Annotated in this window: 1 pseudogene; it reads left to right on the forward strand. The window is 66.0% G+C overall.

Annotated features, from left to right (window positions below):
* Positions 1 to 1,390, forward strand: a pseudogene (locus tag EN893_RS34035) (kinesin); the annotation flags it as partial.

Below are 1,390 nucleotides of genomic sequence, written 5' to 3' on the forward strand. Positions count from 1 at the left end.
CCCGCGAAATCGAGCAGGCGCTTGCCGGTGCGGACGAGCGTTTCGCGTCGAGTGCCGCGGCCGCGGCAGCCCGTGTCGAAGAGCAGGTCTCAGGCGTCGACAACCGCCTCGCCTTCACAGCCGAGACGATGGGCCAGAAGCTCAACGAACAGGTGTCGAATGCCGAGGCGCAACTCGTCTCGCGCGCCAATGTGATCGCCGAGACCTTCACCGCGGTTGGCCAGCATATCGGCCAAAGCACCAACGATGCCGCCAAGACGATCGGCGCCAACACCCGCGAACTCAACACCATGCTCGCCGCACGTTCGGCCGAAATGTCGAAGATCCTCGACGAAACCGCACGGCCCCTGGTCGAGCGCTTCGCCCAGGGCGGCTCGGACCTGCAAAAGAGCATGGAAGAGGTCACCGAACGCGCCACCGAGAAGCTGCGCAGCGAGAATGCCGCGCTTGTCGACGCGCTCGCCAGCCGCACCGCCGAAACCTTGTCGGCGGTCGAAGGCGCCCGCTCGTCGCTGTCCGACAGCGTCGCTGATCTCATCGGCCGCATGACCAAGTCCAGCTCGCAGCTCGGCCAGCTGATCGATCAGGCCGCGGTCAATCTCGGCCAGGTCGATGAACGCCTGAGCGGCAGCACGCAAAGCTTCGCCGCCACCACGGAAAAAGCCGCGCAGACCTTCGCCAGCTCGGCACGTCTGGTCGATTCGAACACGACGAGGCTGACGGAACTGTCGTCGTCCACCTTGCGCGAGGTGGCGTCGATCGCCACCAAGTTCGACGAACACAGCCGCCTGCTGTCCAGCGCTTCGGACCTGCTGAGCTCGGCCCAGAGCAATCTCGAACACACGCTCGAACGGCAATCGTCGCTCGAAGACCTCGCTGTCGGCCTGGTCAAGAAGTCGGAAGATCTCGAAAGGGTCATGCGCTCGTTCGAAAATCTCGTCGGCCAGACGCTGCAGAACGCCGAAGGCAAGACGATGGAGTCGGCCGACAAGATCCGCAACGCCATCACCGACGTCGTCGATTCGGCAACCAAGCGCTTTGCCGATGCCACCGAGGAGATGCGGCGCACCGCCGGCTCGATCAAGAGCGAACTCGACCTGACCCGGGCCGAGCTCAAGAAGGGCGTCATCGAAATGCCCGAAGAGGCAAAGGAATCGACCTCGGCCATCCGCCGCGCCGTTTCCGAGCAGATCAACGCCCTGAAGGAGCTTTCGGACATCGTGGCCAAGTCCGGCCGCGGCGGTGACGGGTCCGAACCACGCAACCTGCGTCCGGCGCCGCAAGCGCCGGCCGCACGCGCTGCCGAGCCGCCGCGCCGCGCACCGGCACCGCAGCCGGACCTGCGCACGCCTCAGGCGCCCTTGGGCGGCCCTGCATTGCGCGGCACGCT

The organism is Mesorhizobium sp. M7A.F.Ca.CA.004.04.2.1 (assembly GCF_004022825.1).
In the GTDB taxonomy this organism is placed as follows: domain Bacteria; phylum Pseudomonadota; class Alphaproteobacteria; order Rhizobiales; family Rhizobiaceae; genus Mesorhizobium.